25 protein-coding genes and 1 CRISPR repeat array are annotated in these 24353 nt (G+C 69.2%); of the genes, 2 read left to right on the forward strand and 23 right to left on the reverse strand.

Annotated elements, in window-relative coordinates:
* Positions 1 to 33 precede the first annotated feature (33 nt).
* A CRISPR array of direct repeats spans positions 34 to 882; the repeat unit is 37 nt; unit sequence GTTGCGATCCTCGCCGACCGCGAGCGGTCAGCGCTGG.
* 143 nt (positions 883 to 1025) lie between these two features.
* The 9 genes from cas2 to Aru02nite_RS05320 all read right to left on the reverse strand — a co-directional run bounded on the left by cas2 (position 1026) and on the right by Aru02nite_RS05320 (position 11077).
* Complete coding sequence (gene cas2, locus Aru02nite_RS05280) at positions 1026 to 1316, reverse strand: CRISPR-associated endonuclease Cas2 (RefSeq protein WP_203655382.1); 291 nt, start codon at positions 1314 to 1316, stop codon at positions 1026 to 1028.
* A complete protein-coding gene (cas1c, locus tag Aru02nite_RS05285; protein ID WP_203655383.1) occupies positions 1316 to 2344 on the reverse strand; it encodes a type I-C CRISPR-associated endonuclease Cas1c in 1029 nt (342 codons plus the stop codon). The genes cas2 and cas1c overlap by 1 nt, the downstream gene beginning before the upstream one ends.
* Positions 2345 to 2351: 7 nt before the next feature.
* Positions 2352 to 3002 (reverse strand): CRISPR-associated protein Cas4, encoded by a 651-nt coding sequence (gene cas4 / locus Aru02nite_RS05290; protein ID WP_203655385.1) that lies wholly within the window; start codon positions 3000 to 3002, stop codon positions 2352 to 2354.
* Entirely contained in the window at positions 2999 to 3928 is a 930-nt protein-coding gene (gene cas7c / locus Aru02nite_RS05295; RefSeq protein WP_203655386.1) for a type I-C CRISPR-associated protein Cas7/Csd2, read from the reverse strand. The genes cas4 and cas7c overlap by 4 nt, the downstream gene beginning before the upstream one ends.
* Positions 3928 to 5703, reverse strand: coding sequence for a type I-C CRISPR-associated protein Cas8c/Csd1 (gene cas8c / locus Aru02nite_RS05300; protein ID WP_239076421.1), 1776 nt, complete (start codon positions 5701 to 5703; stop codon positions 3928 to 3930). The genes cas7c and cas8c overlap by 1 nt, the downstream gene beginning before the upstream one ends.
* Complete coding sequence (cas5c, locus tag Aru02nite_RS05305; protein ID WP_373324844.1) at positions 5703 to 6383, reverse strand: type I-C CRISPR-associated protein Cas5c; 681 nt, start codon at positions 6381 to 6383, stop codon at positions 5703 to 5705. The genes cas8c and cas5c overlap by 1 nt, the downstream gene beginning before the upstream one ends.
* 5 nt (positions 6384 to 6388) lie before the next feature.
* A complete protein-coding gene (locus Aru02nite_RS05310) occupies positions 6389 to 8647 on the reverse strand; it encodes a CRISPR-associated endonuclease Cas3'' (RefSeq protein ID WP_308446254.1) in 2259 nt (752 codons plus the stop codon).
* 440 nt (positions 8648 to 9087) lie between these two features.
* On the reverse strand, positions 9088 to 10107 hold the full coding sequence (locus Aru02nite_RS05315; protein WP_203655390.1) for an MDR family NADP-dependent oxidoreductase: 1020 nt from the start codon (positions 10105 to 10107) through the stop codon (positions 9088 to 9090).
* 229 nt (positions 10108 to 10336) lie between these two features.
* Complete coding sequence (locus Aru02nite_RS05320) at positions 10337 to 11077, reverse strand: SDR family oxidoreductase (RefSeq protein WP_203655391.1); 741 nt, start codon at positions 11075 to 11077, stop codon at positions 10337 to 10339.
* 134 nt (positions 11078 to 11211) lie between these two features.
* On the opposite strand from Aru02nite_RS05320, the gene Aru02nite_RS05325 reads away from it, so the two are divergent.
* Positions 11212 to 11565: a winged helix-turn-helix transcriptional regulator gene (locus tag Aru02nite_RS05325; RefSeq protein WP_203655392.1), complete on the forward strand. Its 354-nt coding sequence runs from the start codon at positions 11212 to 11214 to the stop codon at positions 11563 to 11565.
* A 32-nt stretch (positions 11566 to 11597) separates the two neighbouring features.
* Here Aru02nite_RS05325 and Aru02nite_RS05330 read toward each other — a convergent pair whose 3' ends face one another.
* The 4 genes from Aru02nite_RS05330 to Aru02nite_RS05345 form a co-directional block, all read right to left on the reverse strand.
* The gene (locus Aru02nite_RS05330) at positions 11598 to 11930 is read right to left on the reverse strand and encodes an EthD domain-containing protein (protein WP_203655393.1); all 333 of its coding nucleotides are present in this window, start codon (positions 11928 to 11930) and stop codon (positions 11598 to 11600) included.
* Positions 11931 to 12018: 88 nt separating this feature from the next.
* A complete protein-coding gene (locus Aru02nite_RS05335; RefSeq protein ID WP_203655395.1) occupies positions 12019 to 13443 on the reverse strand; it encodes an MFS transporter in 1425 nt (474 codons plus the stop codon).
* A 146-nt stretch (positions 13444 to 13589) separates the two neighbouring features.
* Positions 13590 to 14051: a MerR family transcriptional regulator gene (locus Aru02nite_RS05340; RefSeq protein ID WP_203655396.1), complete on the reverse strand. Its 462-nt coding sequence runs from the start codon at positions 14049 to 14051 to the stop codon at positions 13590 to 13592.
* Positions 14052 to 14151: 100 nt separating this feature from the next.
* Positions 14152 to 15117, reverse strand: a complete 966-nt coding sequence (locus Aru02nite_RS05345; RefSeq protein ID WP_203655397.1) for a quinone oxidoreductase family protein — start codon at positions 15115 to 15117, stop codon at positions 14152 to 14154.
* Between the two features lie 91 nt (positions 15118 to 15208).
* On the opposite strand from Aru02nite_RS05345, the gene Aru02nite_RS05350 reads away from it, so the two are divergent.
* The gene (locus Aru02nite_RS05350) at positions 15209 to 15829 is read left to right on the forward strand and encodes a TetR/AcrR family transcriptional regulator (RefSeq protein ID WP_203655398.1); all 621 of its coding nucleotides are present in this window, start codon (positions 15209 to 15211) and stop codon (positions 15827 to 15829) included.
* Positions 15830 to 16095: 266 nt separating this feature from the next.
* On the opposite strand, the gene Aru02nite_RS05355 is transcribed toward Aru02nite_RS05350, so the two are convergent.
* From Aru02nite_RS05355 to Aru02nite_RS05400, 10 genes are all read right to left on the reverse strand, one after another.
* Positions 16096 to 17148 carry a peptidoglycan DD-metalloendopeptidase family protein gene (locus tag Aru02nite_RS05355; protein WP_203655457.1) on the reverse strand — a complete coding sequence of 351 codons (1053 nt, stop codon included), beginning with the start codon at positions 17146 to 17148 and terminating at the stop codon, positions 16096 to 16098.
* Between the two features lie 123 nt (positions 17149 to 17271).
* Positions 17272 to 17751: an XF1762 family protein gene (locus Aru02nite_RS05360; protein ID WP_203655399.1), complete on the reverse strand. Its 480-nt coding sequence runs from the start codon at positions 17749 to 17751 to the stop codon at positions 17272 to 17274.
* Positions 17748 to 18536: a GP88 family protein gene (locus Aru02nite_RS05365; RefSeq protein ID WP_203655400.1), complete on the reverse strand. Its 789-nt coding sequence runs from the start codon at positions 18534 to 18536 to the stop codon at positions 17748 to 17750. Before Aru02nite_RS05365 ends, Aru02nite_RS05360 begins: the two co-directional genes overlap by 4 nt.
* Before the next feature lie 235 nt (positions 18537 to 18771).
* Positions 18772 to 19332 (reverse strand): hypothetical protein, encoded by a 561-nt coding sequence (locus Aru02nite_RS05370; RefSeq protein ID WP_203655402.1) that lies wholly within the window; start codon positions 19330 to 19332, stop codon positions 18772 to 18774.
* Complete coding sequence (locus Aru02nite_RS05375; RefSeq protein WP_203655403.1) at positions 19329 to 19775, reverse strand: hypothetical protein; 447 nt, start codon at positions 19773 to 19775, stop codon at positions 19329 to 19331. The genes Aru02nite_RS05370 and Aru02nite_RS05375 overlap by 4 nt, the downstream gene beginning before the upstream one ends.
* A gap of 81 nt (positions 19776 to 19856) precedes the next feature.
* Positions 19857 to 20243 (reverse strand): hypothetical protein, encoded by a 387-nt coding sequence (locus tag Aru02nite_RS05380; protein WP_203655404.1) that lies wholly within the window; start codon positions 20241 to 20243, stop codon positions 19857 to 19859.
* Positions 20244 to 20259: 16 nt separating this feature from the next.
* Positions 20260 to 21063 carry a hypothetical protein gene (locus Aru02nite_RS05385; protein WP_203655405.1) on the reverse strand — a complete coding sequence of 268 codons (804 nt, stop codon included), beginning with the start codon at positions 21061 to 21063 and terminating at the stop codon, positions 20260 to 20262.
* Between the two features lie 114 nt (positions 21064 to 21177).
* Positions 21178 to 21981 carry a class II glutamine amidotransferase gene (locus Aru02nite_RS05390; protein WP_203655406.1) on the reverse strand — a complete coding sequence of 268 codons (804 nt, stop codon included), beginning with the start codon at positions 21979 to 21981 and terminating at the stop codon, positions 21178 to 21180.
* Positions 21981 to 23189, reverse strand: coding sequence for a hypothetical protein (locus Aru02nite_RS05395; RefSeq protein ID WP_203655407.1), 1209 nt, complete (start codon positions 23187 to 23189; stop codon positions 21981 to 21983). Before Aru02nite_RS05395 ends, Aru02nite_RS05390 begins: the two co-directional genes overlap by 1 nt.
* 253 nt (positions 23190 to 23442) lie before the next feature.
* The gene (locus tag Aru02nite_RS05400; protein ID WP_203655408.1) at positions 23443 to 24261 is read right to left on the reverse strand and encodes a hypothetical protein; all 819 of its coding nucleotides are present in this window, start codon (positions 24259 to 24261) and stop codon (positions 23443 to 23445) included.
* Positions 24262 to 24353: the final 92 nt, after the last annotated feature.

Consider the following 24353-nt stretch of genomic DNA (forward strand, 5'->3'; position numbering starts at 1 on the left):
GTACAGCACCGGGGCTACCGGCCCGCAGATGGCGTTGCGATCCTCGCCGACCGCGAGCGGTCAGCGCTGGACCCGGCCATCCGTTCGGAGACTTGACGCGGATCGTGTTGCGATCCTCGGCGACCGCGAGCGGTCAGCGCTGGTCCGCGGCATGGACATGATGTCGACGGGTACGACGTTGCGATCCTCGCCGACCGCGAGCGGTCAGCGCTGGCCGTGGCCGCGCGGGCTCGGTGTGGGTGTTCGACCCGCAGTTGCGATCCTCGCCGACCGCGAGCGGTCAGCGCTGGGTCCGCGACCGCCGTAACAAACAGGACACTGCCGGTCCCGGTGTTGCGATCCTCGCCGACCGCGAGCGGTCAGCGCTGGGCGCCCGGAGACGAGCACGCACGGCGTCGGGGATCTCGTTGCGATCCTCGCCGACCGCGAGCGGTCAGCGCTGGGACATCGGACGCGGTCAGCTTGTAACACCACGACACGTTGCGATCCTCGCCGACCGCGAGCGGTCAGCGCTGGGCCCCGGCACTGCGGTCTGTGGGCTGCCCGTCTGTGTTGCGATCCTCGCCGACCGCGAGCGGTCAGCGCTGGGGGCACAACCCGGATCTGCTGGTCGGCGTCGCAGTGTTGCGATCCTCGCCGACCGCGAGCGGTCAGCGCTGGCTGCACGTCGGCGCCCCACCGGCGCGCGATCTCATCGCTGGGTTGCGATCCTCGCCGACCGCGAGCGGTCAGCGCTGGAGGCAGATTGCCGGTACGGGCATGGCCTCGATCCAGTTGCGATCCTCGCCGACCGCGAGCGGTCAGCGCTGGCCGGAGCTAGTCACAATGACTACGCCACCAGGAGGGTTGCGATCCTCGCCGACCGCGAGCGGTCAGCGCTGGGGTTCGTGACCTGGGAAGTCTCTCCAGAGAGATGCTACGAAGCTTGAGGACCATGGTCTGTTTGTATCGAGTTGTCAAGTTACGTGGTTAGGGATCGTCTGCGTGTCCCTGGCGAGCTTGGGGTTCTGAGGTTGAATCGACGGTTAGAGGATGAGTGGGTCTCGGGGTGCTCGATGGCGGGGTTTGCCGAGGTGTTCGACGGTGTCGAGGGCGCTGGTGGGCAGTCGGTAGATGCGGACGCTGTCGTGGGCGGGGTCGATGGTGGTAGCTAGCGCAGCGATGAGGCGGACTTTGTCGGTGTTGCGACAGACGACTTCGAACACCGATTGTTGGACGCGGTAGCCGTATCCTTCGCAGATTTTCGCGACGTCGCGGAGGCGGCGTTGCCCTTCGGGGGTGGTGGTGTTGACGTCGTAGGTGATGACCAGATCCATCAGTTCACCGTCCAGGGGCGGTAAGAGTCGAGATCGTCGCGAAGGTGCCGAGCCAGCAGCCGGGCTTGGACGAGTGGTAGCAGCGCGGCGGGGATGTTGCGTTCGAGTGTGGCGTGCGGCCAGTCGCGTTGTCGGCTGCGTTGCCAGGCGTTGAGTACGGTTCGGCGCGCGGTGTCGGTCAGGCGGACGGCGCCGGTGGGTAGCGCCTCGAAGTCGGTGGCCGGGTCGAGTTCGCGTCGGTTGGCGATGGTGTAGGCGAGTCGGTCGGCGAGTAGTGGTCGGAATTCCTCCATTAAGTCGAGGGCGAGGGCGGGTTTGCCGGGGCGTAGTGCATGCAGGTAGCCGCAGTATGGGTCGAGGCCGATCTGTTCGAGGGCGCCGTGGACAGCGACGCGCAGCATCCCGTACAGGAAGGACAGCAGGCAGTTGAGGGGGTCGGCGGGTGGTCGTTTCGTGCGGCCGCCGCGTGTCCACGCCGGGTCGGGTACCAGATGCGGCAGGACGGTGAAGTAGTCGCGGGCGGCGATTCCTTCGGCTCCCATGGCTTCGTCGACGCTGAGCGCGTTGGCGAGCAGGTGGAGCCGCCGAGCCAGCGTTTCGGCGGTCTGACGAAGGATGTCCTGCCGGGTACCGGCGGTATCGCGGGCGGCACGGAGCAGAACCTGCCGACTGTTATGGATCTTGCCAGCGATCATTGATCGTGCGATGGACAGCTGCCGGTCCGGGCTATCGGCGGCTCGGTGTTGCGCTTGGCGCAGTAGTGGGTTGCCGAGGGTGGGGCCTGTGACGCGGGCGCGGAATCGACCGGCTCCGGTCAGCCAGCTCACCGAGCGTGTGTCGTCGGCGCAGCGCAGCAGCAGGTCATCGGTGATAGTGGTGCCCGTGAACAGTACGAGATGATCGATGCGCGCCAGTGGGATGAGCGTGCGGCCGGTCTGGTCCGGGTGGTAGACGCGGATCGCGTTGCCGTCAAGGTGCAGGCTCGTGCCTGGTGTCTGGACGTAGAGGGTGTTGAGCAGCTCGGTCATCGGCTCCTCAATCGTTCCATCGGCCCAGCGGGCGGGGCGTGAACAGGTTTGTCGTTGCGGTGGGCGAGCGGCCGGGCAGCCCGGGCATGCAGTCGTCGCGTAGTGAGCAGCGGCGGCATCGGGTGTCGTTCCGGGCAGCGGGGATGGTGTGGCTGCGCAGGATGTCGCGCAATGCTTCGGCCGCAGCCACGACGGTGTCGTAGAGGTCGTCGGTGAGCTCGACCGGGTGGCGGCGATGCTCGGCGACCGAGTAGATCGCCGCGCGAGGCACGTTGAACCCGGCTTCGTGGAGGCAGAGTGCTTGGGCAGCGACCTGGAGTTGGGCAGCTCCGGCGTCGTGGTAGCGGCCCACTTTGTATTCGACCGGCATTGCGGTATCGCCGCGGAACTCGACGACGTCGCAGACGCCGTGCAGGCCGTGTTGGGTACTCCAGACGGGGAGTGATCGCACGATGGTTACGCCGGCGCGGCGGCGTAGTCCGGGCAGATCCACGACGCGATGGCTGACATCGCCGCGCAGCGTGTCGACGCTGTCGGCCCAAGCACGTTCGACATGGATAAGAGCAGCCTGCCGGTCGCAATATGCGTAGTGTTCCAGCGCGGACAACGGCACCGAGAGGAGCTCGCCGCCCGCGCTGGTGGAGTTAGGGACGCTCATGGTTGGGTCGTTGGCCACTGGTCGGTGAGGTTGGTCAGTTCGATGCCCGCGGGTACTGCGGCGTGGTCGATGGTGCAGGTGTAGTCGGTGAAGGCCCGCGCGGGTTTCTCCGGGTCGGTCAGCTCCAGCTTGAGGAGGTGGAAGAGTTTGTCGGCGGGCGCGACGCCGAGTTTGGTGGGGTGGCTGAACACGTAGAGGCCGCGCAGTTTCATCTCGCCGCGGGCGGCCGAGCGGTCGTGGTCGAACATGACCTGCAGCGCGTGCCACAGGGTCTGCAGGTCGGTGCTGGTGATGCCGGTGTCGTCGGCGCGGGCGGCGGAGTAGAAGCCGTGTGCCCGGTACAGGCCGTACGGGACGGTCCACTTGGTGCCGAACTCGGTGCTCTGCCCGTCGTCGATGTCGGTCTGGCGGGTCTGGGTGACGCGCGTGACGGTGTGTTCGGTGGGCTGGATCGGGTCGATGCTGCGGGCGAAGGTGAACTGCATGGGGCCGCGGACCTTGCCGGCTCCGCCCTGTTCTCCGGTGGAGAGCACGGCGCCGAACATCCGGATGTCGAAGTATCGGTCGCATAGCCACCGCCGCGCCGCGTCCCTGTCTGTGGCTGTCTTCTTCGCGTCCTTGGCCTTGGCAGGGTTCGGTTTCCCGTCGGGGTCGGAGACCGCTGTTTTCGCCTCGTCGATGCGGGTGTTGAGGGCGTGTCCGGCTTCCACGAAGATCCCGTAGCGCGGGTCGCCCTCGCGCAGCAGCGGTACGACGTCTCGGATCTTGCGTTTGATGGCCACATCGGTGACGAGTCCGTGGCCGGTGTCCTCGTCGGTGCGGGGCTGGTTGGCTGCGTCGGGGTCGCCGTTGGGGTTGCCGTCGGTCACGTCGAACAGCAGGACGACGTCGTGGCGGCGGGTGGGGTCAAGGTGAGTGTCGGTCATCAGGTGTTCTCCTGGTCGGTGGTGTCGGTGCTGCGGTCTGTGCTGCTGTTGGCGCGAGCTTGTTCGTGGTAGTAGCCGAGGATGAACTCCCACTGCTGCTTGGGCAGTAGCCGCGTGGGGACCTCTGCCGGGCACTGGTCGATCTGGTGGTACAGCTCGCCGCGGGTCTTTGCGTAGAAGGTGGCCAGGCCGGGCTTCTTGCGGGCTAGCCGCTTCTGCCAGGCGCTGGCGTACTGCTCGCCACGCCTGAGCGTGATGGTGGGGTTGGTGAGGGCACGGTTGAAGTAGCGGTCAGCGAAGCTCGTGTTGAGTTTTTCGCCGTGGGCCTTGGCCGCGGCCCATTGCAGGGATGCGAGTTGCGCGAAGACACGACCACACAGGTACGCGGGGTCGTGGTGGTCGGGGTTGCGGGCGGGCATGTAGACCTCCGGATTCGAGGTGGTCGGATGCCGGCGCAGCGCGAGTCGGATCAGCGCGGCGCGGCTGGGATCGAGGTGACCGTCGAGGCGGACCCGGCGTACGAGGTGAGCCACGAAGGCTGGCGGGATCCGGGTACCGAACAGGGCGGCGCGCAGCAGCGTCGCGTACAGCCCGTTGGGCCGGTCTTCGCCCTTGTCGCCGATCGGGACGTAGCTGGATTTCTGCCGGTCCCACCGTCCACAGCACCGCACCAACTGGGAGAGTCCGACGGCACGTTCCGGCTGGGCGGGTTGGCCGTCCCAGCCGACGATGGCCAGGTCGTCGAACCAGGCGCGTGCGTGGTCGCGGATGTCGGGCAGCGGGTGTTCCACCCAGTCGCGGACCATGACGCGGGCGACGTTGCCGCCGATGGTCAGCGCGCAGAAGGTGGCCGTGTCGCCCGGATCGTGGGACTGTCCGGTGTGCGGGCTGGACAGCAGGTGCTGCAGCTCGGCGGCTTCGGGCCGATCGAGGGTGCCCACAACGTTGATCTCGTCGGCGCTGTCGGTCCACCAGATGATGCGGCTGTGCTGTTTGGCCAGCGCCATGCTGTGCTCGGGGTCGCCTGCCAGGGATGTCAACGCCTGCATGACCATCAGCCCGCAGTCGACGCAGATCGGGGTGTTGGTCAGCGACGTGACCAGTTCGTAGCCGTGGGTCGGCTCGTTGACGCTGACCAGCGATGCGTTCTGGGTGGCGCCAGGCACCAGCCGGCGTGGTATCTGGGACGGGATGGTCTTCAGTAGCGTTGCGATGCGGCCGCAGACCAAGCACATCCCGTTCCGGTCGAGTGCCTTGCGGCCCAACGCCACGCCGCTCCAGACCGCGCGCACCGAAGGGCTCCGGAAGGCCATCGCACCGTCGACCCGGAACGCGACCAGATCCTTGCGGCCCCATCCGTCCGGCGGCTTGCGGACACACGCAACGTGGCCGTCGCGGTAGAAGCGGGCCACCGCCCGCGCCGCCGGATCGTCGCCGGCCTGCTGCTCCCAGTGCGCGATCAGGTCCCGGAACGCGTGATGCTGCTTGGCGACCCACTCGGGTCGGGCATCCTCAGCGACCCAGCCGAACAGGTACTCCGGGTTGTCGACGGCAAGCATCGGTGCCACCCCGCTGGTGCGGGTGATCGACGGCACCACGAACGGCACCCCGGTGCGCTGGCGTGCACCCGAGGGATCAGCCAAGGGCGTCAGCTCCTCTGCCGGAACGCCGGCGGCGTCGAGGTCGAGGACGAACCGGACCGGTTTGCGGGCATGGAAGGGCGGCAGCACATCGGCGCTGTCACGGCCGTACTCGGCCAGCCGGTGCAGCAGCATCACGCACCCGCCACCGCAGGAAGCCCAGCCGGGATCCCGTGTTCGGGTATCCGCACAACGCCGCGGGTCATCTGCGCGGTGAACCACGTCATCGCCGGCTCGCGCGAGGCGCTGCGGTCGATGGAGTGCAGCATGATGCCCAGCTGCTCACTGCGGTTGATCGGCGGGGTGTCGTCCGGGTCGCCGAAGTAGGCGGCGAATTCTCGGGTACCCAGATACGGCCGTTGGAAGCAGGCGCCGCGGGTGACTCTGCGGCGGAACTGGTCGCGGTAGGCGGCGACCGGTTTGCTGGCGTGGCCCTGCAGGTGGATGTGGGCATGGATGCGGTAGGCCACGTCCCGCAGGCACACTGCGTTGCGCTGATCGCGATGCGCGGCCGTGTCGACGCGGCGGGCGCCTCGGGCGGCCTCGGCCAGGCTCGGCAGGTCGCTGGTCTCGTTGCGGCGGATGCGGAACTGGCGGATCGGTTTGAGGACCTCGATCGCCACCACCTGGTAGCGCATCTCCGGCTTCCAGAACACCGACTCCAGGATGCCCACCGCCGCAGTCGGGGTCGGTACCGGATAGGTGACGCGCTCGACCTTCAATTCGGGACGGGTGAACAGTGCCGCCTCACCCCACACCTGCATCACCACCGGTGGATGCCCGCCAGCGGCCGGTAGCGGCTGCCCGTCAATCAACGTGGTCACAACACAAACTCCTCCACTTTCGTGTCGACAGACATGCCGGTCGACGCGTCGTACGCGCCGACCCATTCGGCCAGGCCGCCCGGGGCCAACTGCCCAAGGACCGGCCTCAGTAGCGCGGTCACGCCGGCAGCGCGCAGCGCCGAGGGGTGCAGCGTCGTCGTGTACGGATGCAGCAGCCGCAGATCGTCCCGGGTCGGGTGGGCGCGCACCCGCACGATCGCCTCGTGCAGACTGGTGCGGGTCGCCTCGTCGACGGCGGCCTGCGGGGTGACCACCGCCAGGCCGTCGTCGTCGATGAGCCGGAACGCCGCGCTGCGGTCGCGGCGTCCGCCCTGCTGCGGGCCGTCGGTAACGGTCTCGAACTGCCAGCCGCGGCGCGCCCGTTGGATGCGCTGCCCGACGCTGGCAGCGTCTTCCAGATTCAGGTTGTCGTAGATCTCGTGGTAGTAGCGGATCAGCGCGGCGGGATCATCGGGTGTCACGCGCGAGTCAGGATCGTCGGGTGCTGTGCTGTCCGGCCCGCAGTGCCGGCGGGTCGCGGCCAGCAGCATCCGGTAGGTGGGCGGCTGTGAGGCGTCGACCGCCGAGAAGATGACCACCTCGCCGCCGTCGGCAAGCGTGCCCTCTCGGTCGGCGCGGCCCGCCACCTGAACATGCGAGTCGGCCGGCGCGAACGCCCGCCACACCACCGGGAAATCCACATCCACGCCGGCTTCGATCAACTGGGTGGCCACCAACCGCACCGGCAACCCGCAACTGAGTCGACGGCGCACCTCGACCAGCACCCGCCGCCGATGCTCCGGGCACATCCGGGTCGACAGATGCCACACACTGTCGACGCCCGGCATGCCGGACCACGCATCGAACACGGTGCGGGCGTCTGCTGTCGTGTTGACCACGACCAACACCGAGCCGCCCGAGGCCGTCTCGGCCGCCACATCCGCCAGCGTCAGATCCCCCTGCGTACGCCACCGAAACCGGGTGCGTTGGCGGCCGGGCGGCAGCGCGGCCAGGTCCGGCACGACGTCGGTGGCGGGCAACTGACGGAACGGGCTCAAGTGCCAGAAGTCTGGCTGCGTCGCCGAGCACAACAGCACGGTGACCCCGAAGTGCTGCACCAGAATCCGCAGCACGTCCAGGATCGGCAGCAGCATCGTCGCCGGCAGCGCCTGCACCTCGTCGAGCACAATCACCGACCGTGCCAACCGATGCAGCCGCCGCACCACGGACGGCTTGCGCCCCAACAACGACTCGAACAGCCGGACGAACGTGGTCACCACCACCGGCGCATCCCAGTTCTCCGACGCCAGCCGCGCCTGCCGTCCGGCGGCGTCCAGATCGACCCCGCTGTGATGCTCCAGCACCACCGGGGCCGGTGCCGCGCCGTCCAACAGGCCACGAAGAACCGCGGCGTTCTGCTCGGTGATCGTCAGGAACGGCACCGCCATGACCACCCGCCGCAGCCCATGCTGGGCGGCGTGCCGCAACGCGAAACCGGCTGCCCCCAACGTCTTGGCGTAGCCGGTCGGCACCCCCAGCCGGAAGATGCCTTGCTCGGACAGGGCCGCATCCATGCAGTGCTGGTAGACCGCCTCCCGCGCCGCATCCATCCGCGTCGGCGCGCGGGCCGCCAGATACCTCGCCCGAGCAGCCGCGAAGTGGTCGGCCAGCAGGCAGAAGTCGCTGTCAGGACGCACCCGCGGTGCTTCCTCATCCGCGAAGTGCGCCGCGGTGTCGAGATGGTCGGCGTCGCACAACGCCGAGAACACCATCCGAACGCCGAGCTCACCGACCAGAGGATCCTCAACCCACGCCGGCGGGATCGCGCCCGGCGCGGAATCTGCCAACTCCGGCAGCAGCCGGCGAACCGTCGCCTCGGCCGCAGCCTCGTCGGGGTTCTCCCCCAGCAGCTTCCCTATCAGCCCCCGCACCCGAGACCCGTCAACGAGGCCGCCATGATGCCCCAGCACGACCGCGGCGATCTTGCCGTACCCAGCAGTGCGGACCATCTCCGCACCCAACGCCTTGTGGTCGATCCGCACCGCCCCACCGGCCGCCGCCACCCGAGCGAGCTTGTCCTGCCAGCGATCAAACAGCTTCCCGGCATCGTGCAGCAGCCCAACCCGGTGAGCAATCGCCGCGCCGTCGAACGGCGCTGCAAACGCACCGGCCATCCCCGCCACGTTCCGCGCATGCTCAACCCACGGCTGCCACCGCCCGGACCTGCTCTGACTGTGCGCCACCCACTCACGCACGACCCCCGGCCACCTCCCAGATGCGCGCCGAGGGCGCAGACCACGCAGGACTGCCACAAGCCCTCAGCACAGGCGACTGAGAGTCAAGCACGCATGACCGACAGAAACTCCCAGGATGAGCAGTAACTGTCAGGTTCCAGACAGTAAAGCCGTGGTTCCCGCTATGGCGCAGGGACCACGGCAGCGGTGGCTGCTTGCCTTCTGGCGTACGCGAGTGCGAGCGGGAGCGAGTCGTGCCCGTTCCTTCGCCGATCCGCTCGACGCCGCCGCGAGGCTCGGCTTCGGCCACTGAGCGTTGTCGGTCGCCGACCTGGACGCGGCGTATGCCGACATCACAGCCGCAGGAGGTGTCGCTGTCTGGCCGCCGGCCGATGCCGTCCAGGCAGGCGCACGGTTCGCCTACGTGAAGGACCCGACGTCGTGCCGCGGTACGACCCGGGTTAAGGGACGGTGACAATCATCTTGCCGATGTTCTCGCCGCGAAACAGGCCGCTGATGGCGCCGGGCAGCGCGTCGAGTCCGCGGCGCTCGGTCTCCAGCGGGATCAGCGCGCCGTCGCGTACCCAGTCGACGAGGTCGTCGAGCGCGGCGGGCAGCGCATCGGGGAACTGGAGCGGCGTGAACCCCTGAAGGGTCAGCCCGTTGCCGTAGATGGGCCTGATGTCGATCGTCCAGGCGGTGTCGTGGTCGTAGGTCGAGATCAGGCCGCACACGATCACGCGTGCGGGTCGTCGCATGATGCCCATGACGGTCTGACTGACCTCGCCGCCCACGGCGTCGAAGTACAGGTCGGGTCCGGCGGGCGCAAACGCCCGCAACTGCTCGGCGAGGTCGGGGGCGCGGTAGTCGAGTGCCGCGTCGAAACCGAGGCGTTCGGTGAGCAGGGCGCGCTTCTGCTGTGATCCGGCCAGTCCGATGACGCGGGCGCCTCGGATACGGGCGATCTGGCCTGCCAGCGATCCGACGTTGCCCGCGGCGGCCGAGACGACGACGGTTTCTCCGGCACGGACCTGTCCCGCTTCGATGATGCCGGTGTGTGCGGTGAGCCCGCCGAGCAGGCCGAAGACGCCCAGAGCGTGCGAGGGCTTGTCGATGCGGGGGTCGAGCGGGGTCGGGTCGAGCCAGGAGTCGCGCGGTGGCCAGACCGAGAGGTCGGCCCATTCGGCCTGGCTGAGGACCCGGTCTCCTGGCTGGAGGTTCGGGTGGCGGGATTCGACGACCTCGGACACTGCGATGCCAGTGATCGCTTCGCCTAACGGGATCTGCGGCAGGAAGTAGCCTTCCTGGCCGGTGAGTTGTCCGCGCAGGGTGGCATCGAGCGAGAACACGATCGGGCGAAGCAGGAGCTGTCCGTTGGTCAGGTTGGGCAGGTTCTTGGTCTGGATGGTGAAGTGGTCAGGCTCGATGCGTCCGGTGGGAATGTGTCGGTTGAGGGAGACGAATCTGGTTGTGTGGCTCACGTGTGCCTCGCTGGAAGTCGAATGTTGTTGCGGTGCAAAGGAAAACGGTGACTGATCCGGGTCTCGCGCCGATTCCGACGCTAGATCGGCACTCTCTTGCTGGGAAGTACTGACTATTTAGTAAGTGTGGCCGGTGGCGTGACGCGATGACGGTCGCGACAGTGACTGCCGCCGTTGGTACGCCCCTGTGTGCCGATCCCTACCCGGGTGGCCGTTGCGCCGGCGAGGGTCAAACGGCGCCGCCGTTGGTGAAGATGACCTGGCCGTTGACCCAGCGAGCGGGGCCGGCGAGGAAGGAGATCACCTCGGCGATGTCGTCGGGCGTACCGAGCCGCTCCAGAGGCGACTGGCCGGCGATCCGCGTCCGTTCGTCTGGGCGGCCGGCCAGGTACTCGGTGAGCATCTCGGTTTCGGTGGCGCCAGGTGCCACTGCGTTGACGGTGACGTTTCGCCCGCGCAGTTCTCGGGCGAGGAGGAGGGTAAGAGCCTGCACGCCGCCCTTGGTGAGCGTGTAGGCGGCGTTACCGGGAGCGGAGAACCGGGTGACGGAGCTGGCAAGGTTGACGATCGCGCCACCGGTTCGTACGCGTCGGGCGGCCTGCTGGTTGACGACGAAGGTGCCACGAAGGTTGACGCGCACGACACGGTCGAACTCGGCGAGGTCGAACTCGGCCACGGTACCCGAGGGCATGACCCCGGCGCTGTGGACGACCACGTCGACACCGCCGAGTTCGTGCTCGGCGGTGTCGAACAAGGTCGCGACGTCATGCATGTCGGCGACGTCGCCACGTACCGCGATGGCGGTTCGGCTGTGTGCGCGAAGGTCGTCGACCACGGCGTGTGCGTCGGCCGCGCGGGCGGCGTAGTTGACGACGACGGCGAATCCGTCGGCCGCCAGACGTTCGGCTGCCGCGCGGCCGATGCCGCGCGATCCGCCGGTGACGATCGCGACGCGCTGGGTGCTGGACATCGAACTGTCCTCCAAGGGTCGGCACGGTGATGGGGAGGCGTGCGCCTCCGTCCGAACGAATCGACGAACGAGGGGGTCGGTGGCAGCGGCCATCGCTTGCTGGAGTGGCCTGGCAGCAGACCTACACTTACGTCATGGCTGGTACCAGCGAAGTCGTAAGTGAAGTCGGTCAGGGGCGCCCCGGCTGCTCGATCGACCGTGTGGAGCGGGCCGTCGCCGCGGTCGAGGGGCGCTGGAAGCTGCTGATCCTGCACCACCTTCTGGTACGCGAGCCGCGTCGCTTCTCCGAGCTGGAGCGTGCTATCCCGAGGGTGACGCAGAAGATGCTGATCCAGCAGTTGCGTGCGTTGGAAGCCGACGGCATCGTCCAGCGCATCGTCTATCCGGAGGTACCGCCGCATGTGGAGTACCGGCTCACCGAGGCAGGGACGGCGTTGGTTCCGGCTCTCAACGCCCTGCACGACTGGGCCGTCGACACCGAGCTGTGACAGGGTTTCCGGCAGTGTCGCTCTCCGCGTTGCTATGCAAGTTTCACCTGCCGGTCGAGGACGGCGGAGTGGATGCCGATCGACGTGTCACGCAGGTACGCCTTCCGCAACTCGTGCGCCCGCTGGTACTCGTCTGTCGCGAGTGCCTCGCGCATGGTCTGTTCGGAGTCGAAGCTGATGCGGACGACGGCGTCGATGGGATCCTCCGCCCCGTCGCTGGCGAGATCCGACAGGTAGTACTGCACGTACTGGCTCACCTGCGGCAGGCCGGCGTAGATCGGTCCATACTCCGATTCCATGAAGCGTCGGAAGTCCACTGTGGACACTTCTGGCCGTTTACGGATGACGGTCATGAGCGTGATCATGCTGTGGCCCCTTCGAAGGTCGGTTCGGGCCGGGTCGAGGTGGACGGTGAGGCGAGTGGAATGTGGGCCGACCGCGGTGCGCACGGGATCACGGCCTCGTGGTGTGCGCGAACGGCCGGTCGGCGCCGGAGCCGGCCTCGTCCACCGTTGCCGGGGCGGGCCGGCGGATGACGGTGACGGCGACCGCGAGGGCGATGACGGTCAACGCGACGGCGACGAGCATGCCGGCGTTGTAGCCGGTGACCAGTGCCTGTGTACGGCCCTGTCGGGTTGCCGAGGCGGTGACCGACGCGGCCACGCCCGACAGTACGGCCAGGCCGAGCGCGCCGCCCATCTGTTGCGAGGTGGTGATCAGCCCGCTCGCGAGACCTGACAAGCGGGCGGGAAGGCTGCCGGTGGCGGCGGCATACATGGGTGCGAAGCTCATGCCGTATCCGGCGGCCATGACCAGCAGCGCCGGCAGGACGGTGCCGGCGTAGCTGCCGTGGACAGGCAGGAAACACAGCCAGGCCATGCCGGACGCGACCAGTGTCGGGCCGGCGATGAGGAACGGCCGGAAGCCGAAGCGGTGCACGAGCCCACCCATGCGGGTCGACACGCCGCCGAGCACGACCGGGAACGGCAGGAACGCCAGGCCGGTCTGGACCGCGTCCCAATGTTGGACGCCCTGCATCCACAGGGTGAGTACGAAGAACATGCCGAGGTTGCCGCCGTAGATGGCCGCCATCATGACGTTGGCCCCGGAGACGTTGCGCCGCCGGACGATCGCCAGGTCCATCAGCGGCTGGGACTGGCGGGATTCGTACCAAGTGAAGACCGCCAGCAGCAGGACGGCGGCGGCGAGGATGGCCAGTGTTCCCGGGTTCGTCCAGCCCCACGCTGGCGCCTGGCTGAACCCGAGCACGGCGGCCATCAGTCCGGCGGTGACGAGCACGGCGCCGGGCAGGTCGAGCCGCCGCGGGCGGTCGTCATGGCCGTGTACGGGTACCACCCGGGCGATCAGCGCGGCCACGACCAGACCGATCGGCACGTTGATGAAGAAGTTCCACCGCCACCCGGCGTACTGGGTCAACACGCCGCCGAGCAGCAGCCCGACCGCCGCACCGCCGGTGGACACCATTGACCAGTAGCCCAGCGCCCGGCCTCGCTCGCGGGCCTCGGTGAACGTCACGAGCACAATCGACAGCGCCGCCGGTGACATCAGTCCGGCCGAGAAGCCCTGAAGCGCCCGTAGCACGATGAGCACGGTGGGCGAGGAGTTCAGGCCGATCAGCAGCGAGAACACGGTGAACGCGAGCATCCCGGCCACGAGCATGCGCCGTCGACCGAACAGGTCCGCCGCCCGCCCGCCCAGCAGCAGGAACCCGCCGAAGGTCAGGACATAGGCGGTGACGACCCATTGGAGGGAGCTGTCACCGAAGCCGAGGTCGCTCTTCATCACCGGCAGGGCGACATTGATGATGGCGGTGTCGAGTACCACCATGAACTGGGCGATGGCGACCAGCGTGAACACTGCCCATTTGGTAGATAAGCGCATGAAGTCCCCCGTTGTGAGAGCGTGGTCCGGTACCGGCGAGACGCCCAACCGGGCGCCGGGCCGGTCCTGTCGGTGTCGGCGGATCGCGAAGCGCGTCGTCGCTCGTGGCGAGGGCGCCGCCGTCAGTGCAGCTGGTCCCCGAGCGTCTGGCCCTCCTCGGTGAGTCGGGTCGCGGACGTGTCGTCGCCGGCCAGCACCGCCTGCCAGTACGCGATGCGGTTGTCGAGGTAGGAGCGGCGCGTGGTCAGGGCGGCGATCTCGCTGGCCACCGTGTCGCGGTGCGCGGTGAGCAGTTCGAGCTTGGTCTGGATGGTCTCCGGGCGGTGACCGCGCGAACGCATCAGCGTGCGCATGTCCTCGATCGGCAGCCCGGCCGCCCGCAGGTGCGCCAGCGACTCGATCCGTTCGACGGCCCGCGGGTAGTAGCGACGGTGGCCGCTGCTGGGGTCACGATCGACCGGATCGATGAGTCCGATCTGTTCGTAGTAGCGCAGCGTCGGCTGACTCAACCCGGTCCGCCGGGCAACCTGCTGGATGCTCAGGCCCTCGCTGCCGGTGCCGCGTGCAGTGTCGGTGTCATCCATGCCTTCGAGTGTGGAGAACTTCCAGCGCTTGAGGTCAAGTACGGGGCCAGTGGCCGCGGTCACCGCGGCGCCGGGACGCATGCAGGCGCGGCTGTAGGTGTCACGGGAAGAGCAGAAGCTTGCCGGTGGTCGTCCGGGACTCGATGTCACGGTGGGCCTGGGCGGCGCCATCAAGGGGATAGCGGCGGCCGATGTCCGGGATCAGGATGTTGCGTCGCACCAGGTCGAAGAGGTCCGCGCTGTGGCGCAACAGTGCCTCGCGGGTGGGGATGTGGTCGCGAAAGACCGGGTACGAGACCTTGATGCTGTGGGGCAGTTCGCGCATGTTCACCACGGGGACGGCGCCGATGACCGCGCCGTAGTACAGCAGCAGCCCGTGCCGCCGTAGGACCTCCATCGAGGCGCGGAAGGTGGTTTCCCCTCCGCCGTCGAAGACGACGTCCACACCTTCACCGTCGGTGAGCTCCAGTACGGGGCCGACGAAGGCGTCGCCGGTGGACACCACGGTGTGGTCGGCGCCGCCGTCACGGGCGGTTTCGGCCTTCTGCTCACTGGACACGATGCCGATGACCTTGCCGCCGCGTGCCTTGACGAGCTGGGTCAGCTTCTGGCCCAGTCCGCCGGCGGCGGCGTGTACCACGGCGACCTGGCCGGGCCGCACGTCGGCGGCCTCGGTGACGAAGTGGTGGGCAGTGATGCCCTGCATCATCAGGCTTGCGGCGATCTCGTCAGAGATGTCGTCAGGTACCGGCACCGCGTCGGCCGCCGGCAACACGATCTGTTCCGCGTACGAGCCGTAGGCGTATACCCAGGCGACCCTGTCGCCCACAGTGAACTCGGTGACCCCCTCGCCCAGCTCACTCACCCTGCCGGCGCCCTCCACACCGGGCACGAAGGGCAGGTCGCCGGTAGCGGCGCCGAGCCGACGCGCGCCAGTGTCCATGAAATTCACCCCGGCCACGGCGATGTCCACCCGGATCTGGCCTGGTCCGGGCTGGGGGACGGGCCGGTCGGCGATTCGCAGTCGTTCGGGTTCGCCAAGTTCTTCCACAAGGATCGCTCGCATCTCGCGCACCTTTCATGTCGTTCGGCTCCCCGACTGTCCCTCGGCTAAAATGGACCAGCAAGTCCATAAACTGTGGCGGAGGCTCATAGACATGGCAGCAACGAGAGCGCCACGCCTGACCACGAAGGGCCAGGCCACACGGCGCCGCATCGTGGAGGGCGCGGCCGAGGAGATCCGCGAGCGGGGCATCGCTGGGACGACACTCGACGACATCCGTGCCCGCACCGCAACCAGCAAGAGCCAGATCTTCCACTACTTTCCCGGCGGGAAAGAGGAGTTGCTCCTCGCGGTGGCCGCCCGTGAAGCCGAGCGCGTCCTCGAAGACCAGGAACCGCACCTGAGCAACCTGGATACCTGGTCGGCATGGCAGAGCTGGCGAGACGCGGTCGTGGCGCGATACGAACGGCAGGGCATCAACTGCCCACTCGGCATGCTCATCACCGAGCTGGGCCGCGCCACGCCCGCCGCCCAAGCGCTCACCAGCCAGCTGATCGGCCAGTGGCAGGCAGCCCTGCGCACCGGCATCCAACGCCTACAGGACACCGGCGAGGTCGATCCGCAACTCGACGCCGACCGCACCGCCGCCGCTCTCGTCGCCGCAGTCCAGGGCGGCGTGACCATCCTCATGTCCACCGGCCGCCTTAACCACCTAGAGGCCGCCCTCGACACGAGCCTCACATTCCTGCGCACCGCCGCCCCGAACGTGGGGTGACGCACGAGCCGACACCCGCCACCAGCGGAGTCCGCATGAGTGCCGGGTTGACGGTGGGCAGGGGTCCATCCCCGCGCGTGCGGGGAGCAGCTTGACGACCTTCGCCGCGGCGCGCGCCACGGGGGTCCATCTCCACGCGCGCGGGATGGACCCGGGAACGGGGCGCCGGCGGCGTACACCCGTATCGACAGCAGGAGCACGGCGGGTTGCATCAACAATCCTCGCGCGCCCGGTAGCCGAACGCACAAGGCATGGAGTGCCGCCTGTCAGTTGAGGCTCGGCGCCGAACGTTGCGCGCTGCCGAGGGTGAGGTGCCTGGCCTTGTAGAAGCCGATCGGGTCGACCGCGCCGGCAGCGCTGGGATCTTTGTGGAGGTGGATTTCGAAGTGCAGGTGGGGTCCGTCGGCGTTGCCGGACTGTCCCACGATCCCGATCACCTCACCGGTCTTGACCTTCCGTCCGACGTGAACGGTCGGGCGGTGCAGCATGTGGCAGTAACGGGTGAGGGTCTGGTCGGGGCTGGTGATGTCGACGTACCACCCGCATCCCGGTGTAGAGGCGCTGCCGGGCTGGTTGCAGTTGCCGGTGGACGGTTCGCATTCGGCGACGGTGACGGTGCCGGCGTGCGCGGCGCGGATCGGGGTGCCTTGCTTCGCGGCGAGGTCAACGCCGTTGTGGTCGGGCCGGCCGTCGGTACGGAACCCGGACACGATCGGTGCGATGACCGGGCTGATGAACGTCGCATCGCAGTCCGCCGGCGATGCGACGACGGTCGGGAGGTGGCCGCGCCGGGCGATCGCCGCCACCAACGTGGTGGCGGGGGTCTCCCATGTGGCGTAAGCATCGGGGAATGCTGACTGTTGCACGGTCTGCGCCGCTCTGGTGAGAGGCATGGTCTGCCATCCCTTGACCTGCAGCAGCTTGGCGTAGAACGCGTGCGCGGCGTACGCGGGGTCGTGCAGTTGGGTGGGGGTGCCCCAGCCTTGGCTGGGGCGTTGTTGGAACAGGCCGATCGAGTCGCGGTCGCCGCCGGTGAGGTTGTGCAGGGAGGATTCCTGCATCGCGGTGGCGACCGCGATGACCCAGCCGCGGCTGGGGATGTGCATGCGGTTGCCGACCGCGACGATCACGGTGGCGTTCGCGGTCTGCTCAGCAGTCCACCGCCCGGCCGGCGCGGCGCGGGCGGCGGAGGCGACGGTGGTGCAGTTGCCGGGGTTGGTGGATGGGGTGCCGCCGGGGATGAGGTGTGCGACGGTGCCGACGGCGGCGGTGACTCCGAAGATCAGGCAGGCGATGGCTGCGCCAGCGATGCGAAGCATGGCGTTGTCCTCCAACGAGAAACAGCCCGCACCCCGCCGACGCAGGGTACGGACTGGTGCGGTTTCTGGGTGCGGGCACGAGAAAGGCCCGCCGGTGCGCGGCGAGCCATCAGGGGAAGCGGGTCAGGTGACGGTGGCGGGTGGGTTGAGGACGCGACACCAGCGCACTTTCGGCCCAGCAGGGCCGGGCTGGCGGGTGCGTGAGGGTCTGGTCCAAGCGCCGCCGCGGGTGGTGTGTTCGCGGGTCCAGCCGGCGGCGCGCAGGCTGGTGCCGGGTTCGGTGTCGAGGGTGTAGGTGTGGATCCGTTCGTAGCCAAGGGCAGTGGCTGCACGGGCGGCGGCTTGCAGGAGCAGGGAGCAGCAGTTGGCGGTTCCGTCGGTGACCAGGCGGGTCACCTCGATGACCCGATCGGGATCGAGGTGCCGGGCGACGGGTCGGCCGCAGATCACCGCGCCGCACAGCCGTCCGGAACGGTTGACAGCGCCGATCGAGTACCGGTGCCCGACCACTGGCCGGTGATGGCGATGCAGCCGGGCCACGATTTCGTTGGCGGCAGCCAGGCGCAACGGGACGACCACCAGTCCGCCGCGGCCCCGGCTCACGTCGGATCCTCGCCCGGAAGTGATCGCTTCTGGATACAGCGAAAGGACCGCTGCGCGCGGCGAGGACTGCGAGCGCGGCGCTGCTGGTCCTGCTGCTGCCATTGACGGAACGACCGGCCGGCGAGCAGCCGCTGGTGGCCGGGGATGCGGTTGGCGGTGATGCCAACGGGGGCCGGGCCGGTGACGGCGAGCAGGTCGGAGCCGGCCTGTGAGTGGTGGCCGGCGGCGGTCAGCGCCTCCGTGTCGGGGAACACGTCGGCAACCCGGTCTGTCTCCGGGTCGAGGAGGTGGTCCTGGGTGCCGCCGTAGGAGTACACCCAGCGAAAGTTGGGCGGCGGGTCCGGTTCCACGAGGCGCCGAAAGCGCCGGATCTCCTTGGTGTAGGCGTAGAACCGGACCTGCGGATGGGTGCGGGCCAGGTGCAGCCAGGCGCGGGTGTACGCGTCGCTGAGAAAGTCCCCGGCGTCGTGGATGCGTACCCACCGGCCCTGCAGCACGGGCAGGTTGAGGTCGGCGGCCATCGCCTGCTGCCAGCCGGGCAGGTCGTCGAGAACCATCCGCAGGTTGACTTCGTGGCGGGCGCGGACTGCGGGGATGCGGTAGGTGCCGGCCAGGGCGTAGCAGACGTGCCGGCATATCCCGGCCGACGGGCAGGTGTTGTAGGTGCGGCCGTCGGACAGCCGGCCGGCCCAGGCGGGCAGGGTCCAGTTCCAGATCCCGAGGGGTTTCAGGCGGGAGTTCTGGGTCAGTAGCCGCGGGCGACGCGGCGAGTGGTGAGCGGTCATGCGGGTTCTCCTCTGAGCGTGGTGTGGTGAACAGGCGGGGGCAGAACGGGGAGCCGGCCAGCCCGAGACCCGCATCGACACGCGGGATGGGCTGGCCGGCTCCGGATGGGCGAGAGGGCTGGGTGGGACTGGGGCTACCAGTCGAAGGTGGGTAGCGCGTCGACCGTGTCGGCGTCCTGATCGAAGAACACCCGGTCGCTGGTCGTGTCCTGGCGGGCGGTGGTGTGGTCGCTCATCAGTGCGTGGTCCTCTCCGGATGGCAGGGGGTGGCGCCGGGCAGGCGTCGGATCAGGAAGCAGTCCGGTGCGGTCGGGTCGTCGTGCTGGTAGTCGTCGACCTGTTCGTCCCAGTGCGCTGGCCGCCCGCAGTGCCCGCACCGGTGCGGGCCGTCGATGGCGGTGCCGGTGGTGTCGTGCGCGGTGTGGTCATGCCCGGGGTTGGCGCAGACGGCCGGGTCGTCGAGGGCGGTGACCTCGTAGACCAGGCCGAGGTCGTGGGAGCCGCCGTCGCCGGGAGTGTCACCGCGGACCGATCCGGTGCCGTCCCACGCCGCGTCCGGCGCGCTGATAGCCGCCAGGCCGGCCAGTTCCTGGAGCGTGGTCGAGTAGCAGGTGTCGCCCTCGTCGTCGAGCAGGACGACGGCGTCATCTTCGGCCTGCTGACGCTGCTCGGCCAGCCACGCCCACGCCTGCTGCGGGGTGTCGAAGACCGGCGGGTCGTCGTCGACAGGCCGGCAGCCCGGCGTGTGGATCGTCGCGAGGAACCGCGTCGTCTGCCGATGTGGGTGTGCGGTCATGGTGTCCACCGCCAGCCTTGGTGGATTCGGCTGCCGCCGTGGTGTCGGGTGAGGTGCGGTCGCGGGATCACCTGCTCGGTGTCGGCCTCATACAGCTCCCCACGCTGGTAGGAGCCTCTCGGGCCGGTGATCTGCACGATGAGCCGTGCACGCCCGTCGCGGGGATCGGCGAGCCGCAGGGTCCGGCAGGCGACCAGGCCGTGCGCGGTGGTGAGGTAGGCCAGCTGCCCGATCGTGTGGGCTGATCGTGGGTCGTAGCCGGGCGGCTGGTAGCCGGACCGGGCGATCAACTCCCGCAGCCGGTCGCGGAGCGCGAGGCTGGTGCGGAAGTCGCGTGGGCGGCCGGTCTGTTCCAGCTCGTGGATCTGGGCCCACAGCGTGTCGAGGTCCAGCGGCAGCGAGTCGGGAACGTCTCTGAGGATGGTGATGGTGGTGCGGTGCACGGGGGCCTCCCGAAACGGGGGCTGGTCCCCTGCTCGCCGACCGGCGGGCAGGGGACCAGTCGACGAACAAACGCGAGTGCGCTACTGCGGTGCGGGTAGGGCGCAGCGGTAGACGCGGAACGGGATGGTCGCGTGCACGTCTTTGTGTGCGCGGCGTTGGTCGTGGTGGAAGATCCACACCTCGGCGGCTCGGGTCCGGCCGGTGTCGATCAGGCTGTCGGCGGGGACCGGCGGGTACAGCGCCCCGGAGAACGACATCCCGTGCCGGCCGAGGTAGAAGCTGCCGCCGCTGCTGGTTTGGGCCTGGTCGGGTTCGCCGTCGGGTAGCCGCCACAGGTGGCTGATCCGGCGGACGGTGCCGTCGGTGAACTCGACGACGTCGCCGTCGCGTGGCCCGGTGACGGCGGCGAGATGGGCGAGGCGCTGGGCGATGATCAGTTGGTCGCGCTGGTCCAGGTGCTCGTTCATCGGCGTGGTCTCCGGGTCAGTGGGTGTGGTGGGTGAGGTAGGTGGGCGCCCAGTGCCAGCGCCGCCCGTCGGGCCCGGTGTGGTGGGCGGTGTCCTGGCAGCGTCCGTCCGGGCCGAGGGCCGCGAGGGTGGACGGCCGGTCGGGCACCCAGCGGCCGGGTCCGGCGTGGGTGTCGAGGCTGGCGAAGCGGCGGCAGTCGCAGCCGCCGCGGCGGCAGGGATGGCCGAGGTCGTCGAGATGGTGGTCGTCGAACCGGTGCCAACACGTGCACATCCGGGTTTCCGCCGCGGCCCAGTCCTGCGCGGTCTGCCGGCGCCGGCTGCCCGGCCTGGCCAGCTCCTGCAGCAGTTCGACGACCTCGTCCCTCCCGGTCGGCGCTGTACCGGGCCGGTAGACCTGCACCTGCATCGCGGCGGCATCCGCTGCGGGGAGCGCGTCGTACCAGGTGCCGGACAGGTCGGTGGCTATCACGAGCCGGGCACGATCGGCGTAGCCGACGGCCAGCCACCACCCGAGCAGCCGCCCCGACAGCCCGTTCAGGAGCACCTCGCGGGTGGTGGAGCCGCCAGGGTGCGGCAGCACGGTGTTGAGGATGCGACCGAACCGCGGTGAGCGCTCCAGGAACCACGCACGGTCGGGAACGGGCAGTTGCTCGGAGACGACCTCGCCGGGCGTCGGCGTGGTCGTTGTTCCGATGCGCGGTACCGCGTCGCAGGGTATCTGCTGGTAGAGGTGCCGCAGCGCGAGCACCATGCACCTCTGGTCACCGTCGCTGCCGGACTCGGAGCAGCCGCTGGTGGTGTGATCGCGGTTGGACATGGATGGTTGTCCTTTCTCGTCGCCCGCGGTCCGCGGGCCGGGTTGTGCCCCAGCCGGCGAGGCCGGCTGGGGCATCACAGGACGATCTGCCGGGCCAGCCCCGGGAGACCGGGGTCAGCGCGTGGTGGCGTGGTGGGGCCGTGGGCAGTCACTGCGCGGCCCTGCCGTGTTCAGGCAGGACGGCCCAGGCGGCGGCGGGGCGGCGGGGCGGTCGTCTTCCCAGCAGCAGCAGGAGTCCGGGCCGCAGAAGCACTCCAGGCACAGGCCACACTCGCCGCAGATCAGCGTTTCGGCGTCGAGTGGACCGCCGCACACGCACCGCTCGACATCGACGGGGCCGGTGTCGAGGCAGAACCCGAGGTCGCGGAACCCGTCGTTGGAGTACCAGGCCCCGCCGTGCCACACGCCGGACTGCTCGTTGAGCAGGTAGGCGCGCTGCGGGTAGCGGGGGTCGACGGTGAGGATCACCATCTTGTTGCCAGGACCCATCCACTTCTCCACGCGACGGCGGGTACCGGCCCGATACAGCGGACCGAGGCTGGGCAGAAACTCCTCTGCGGCGATGCGGGAGTCGCTGCGCCGGTCCCGGCGGCCGGGTCGCACGGGGGTGGGCAGGATCCCGTTGTGGGCCAGCACGGTGCGCCGGTCGCCGCCGACCGCAAACGGGTGGCAGTTGGCGCGGCTGATGGTGCCGTGGGTGGCCAGCCGGGAGTGAAACAGCGCCGGCGCGTCCGGGTGCGCCCGCCGGGCCGCGGCGAACCATTCCACGAGCAGATCGGGGTCGCGGTGACGGTCGAGCAGAATCCGGCCGCGGTCCGCCAAGGCGTAGCCGTGCCCGTCCGGGTTGAACAAGGCGCCGGCGTGCAGCGCGTCGAGGTCTGGGGCCACACCGGGCGGGAGGAAGGTGATCAGGCACATCACGCGACCCCGATCTCGCGGGTCAGCGGCGCGTAGGTGTCGTGCTGGGCGACCCAGTCGGCGAAGGCCGACCAGCCCCAGCCGTCGCGGCGGGCGATGTCGGCGACGCTGAGGTGACGGGTGTATTCCACCGAGGCGTCGGCGAAGCCGAGGACCGCCTGCACGTGCTGCACCTCCAGCGAGGAGGCGAACACCCGCAACTCGAACGTGTCCTCATGGCAGGTGTTTATCGCCGCGTACTTGCCCGACCATGCCTTGCCCTTGGCCAAGCGGCCGGTGTCACGGCGCGCATCGTCGGTGAACGGGGCGTAGGAGGTGCTGTCGCGGCGCGCCAGGCCGATGACCTCCGGCCGGTTGCGGTGGATGAGTTTCATCCACCGGTAGATGTGGGCCGGGCCGGCGAACCCTGCGCGGGACAGGTGCACGTGCAGGCCGGCGCTCGGGCAGTGCCGGTCAGCGCCTTTCTCGGCCAGTGCCGGTAGCAGGTGCCACGGGAATTTGGTGATGGCCCACTGGTAGGACATCGGGTGGGTGACCAGTTCGAAGCCCTCGACGCTGCCGTCACGTTTCAGCCAGGCCAGCCCGTCCAGGGTCTGGGTGCACAGCCGGGCGCAGTCGTACTGCAACTCCTCGGCGATGCCGATCTCCAGTTCCATGCCCAGATACAGCGGACCGTCGCCATGGAAGGCCAGCAGCGGCAGGTAGTCACAGTGGTGGACCATGCCGTCCAGCGAGTCGCACGGGCAGTCGTTGCCTTCCAGCCGCCACGTGTTGCAGCCCTCGCACCGCCACGCGCAGTCCGCGCACACCGACAGGTCGTCGGCGTAGATGACGTTCTGGTCGGCGATCCGGGCATCGCAGCGTTCACAGGTGGGGCAGTCGCAGTCGTTGCTGCTGCGGTTCCAGGTGCAGCAGTCGTCGCAGTAGCTGCCGCAGTCGCGGCACACGATCACGTCGTCGACTCTGATCTGGTTGTCTGGCGCCATGCGGGTGTTGCAGTCCGCGCATCGGGGGCAGCCGCAGTCGATGCCGTCGACGTGCCAGGTGTGGCAGTCGTTGCAGAAGCTGGCGCAGTCGGTGCACAGCAGCTCGTCGTCGACCTCGATCTGGTTGCCGTCGTCGATCGGCGTGCCGCAGCTGTCGCAGTCGCCGGGCGAGGTCGTGGCGTCGAGCTCCACGGTCGGGTGGGTGATGGTGGGGTGGGTCATGGGTGGTGGCACCTTTCAGCAGGTGCACCGGTGAGACCCCCTACGCCGGCCCCTCCCCCGGGCTGGCGGTGGGTGCTCACCAGCGCAAGGAGGACAGGACAGGGAAGGTCCGGTCAGGAACCGGAGGGGAGAATCGTGGCCAGCGACAGGGCCGACGCACTGCGCCCTGCGATACCGCGGTGGCCGGGCCGGGCCGTGGCAGGCGTGCGCGACCGGGTGCTATGAGACGGCGGGCGTCAGGCGCCGGCGGGGCTCAGACGCGGAACTGGTTGGCGTGGTGGGTAAGAAACTCCGGCGCCCAGTGCCACCGCACTCCGCTGGGACCGGTGTGGTGCTCGGCGGTGTCGCAGGTTCCGGCCACGCCCGACACGGCCAGCGACAGCTCGGTGTCGAGGACCCAGCGGCCGGGCATCGTGGGGTCCTCGATGCCCCAGAACCCGGCGCAGTCGCACCCGTCGACGCCGCAGCGGTGGGGCTGGTCGAGGCCGTGTTCGACGTAGGGGTGCCAGCAGCCGCACATCCGGCTGTCGGATGCCGCCAGCGCCGTGGGGGTCCGCGGCGTGAGGCTGTGCGGTGCGCGAAGCTCGGTCAGCACGGCGACGATCGGTTCGACGCCGGTCGGGGCGGATGTGGGATGCACGCCCACGACCGGGAACGGGCCGTCGGGGTTGGGCAGGGCGTGGTACCAACGGCCGTCGAGGTCGGTTGCCACGACGCGCTTCTGCCCGTCGTCGACGGTGGCGGCGGCCCACCAGGCCAGGACCGGGCCTGCGAGCTGGCGGACGAACAGGTCCCGACAGGTGGCGGTGCCTGCCACGATCATCGTGTTCAGGTAGACCGCGAAGCGCTGCGGTGACAGGTACTCCCACTCGGCGGCGTTGATCGGCATCGTCTGGCAGTCGACGCCCAGGACGTCGTCGGAGTCCTTCTGCAGCGCGACCGCTCCGATCCGCAGCTGCTCGTCGTCCGGGACGGTGCCGTACAGCTGGTGCATCGCCAGCAGGATCAACGCGACGGCCGGAACGTCTGCGGGGATCGGGTCCTGCTGGGTGTGGCTGTTGTGGAGGGTCATGGTGGGTTGAGTCCTTTCTGCGCCCGCCGGCGGCGGGCAGCGGTCATCCGCCGGCCGGGCCGGCCGACGGGCGTGCGATGGGCAGGGACTGC

It is taken from the genome of Actinocatenispora rupis (assembly GCF_016861975.1).
Classification (GTDB): Bacteria; Actinomycetota; Actinomycetes; order Mycobacteriales; family Micromonosporaceae; genus Actinocatenispora; species Actinocatenispora rupis.